The 570-nt window shown below is 53.7% G+C and carries 1 pseudogene; it reads right to left on the bottom strand.

Annotated features, from left to right (window positions below):
- Positions 1-348: 348 nt before the first annotated feature.
- Positions 349-570: pseudogene (locus ACR0I8_RS22115) on the bottom strand (arsenical resistance protein ArsH); the annotation flags it as partial.

Genomic DNA, 570 nt, shown 5'->3' with positions numbered 1-570 from the left:
TCTTCGCCCATCATGTTCGAATAGCCAACGACGTCAGCGGCGAAAATGGCGGCAAGTCGCCGCTTCGGTTTGCTGTTTTCCATGAACCTCAGATTAGCCCAGGGTTAAGCTCATGGCTATGTCTCAGGCGACAAGCGGACGACGCCGCAATCTCAGCACCGTTGAAGCGAAACTTCTAAGCCAGCAAATATCGCATCGCTTTGAAGGCAAGCTCGGGGCTCAATACAGCTGTTTTCTCCAACTCGTGTCAGCGGAATGCTGCGGCCCGAACCAGACCTTGAGCGGACGGGCTAATGCCGCGGCGCAGCTTCACCAAAGCGGACTTTGGTTGCTGTCTTAGGTAGCAAATCAACTTGCAGTTCTGTTGACCCGCGCGATCAGCGCTTCGCCTGTTTCTTTTCGTTCGCTGTAGCGATCAACGAGGTAAGAAGACACGTCGCGGGTCAGCAACGTGAACTTCACCAGTTCTTCCATCACATCGACCATGCGGTCGTAATATGAGGACGGCTTCATTCTGTCGTCGTCGCCAAACTGTTGAAACGCTTTCGGAACCGAAGATTGGTTCGGGAT

This window comes from Ruegeria sp. BG9 (genome assembly GCF_056538305.1).
The sequence above is the reverse complement of the archived record's forward strand: the minus strand, read 5'-3'. Positions and strand labels throughout refer to the sequence as shown.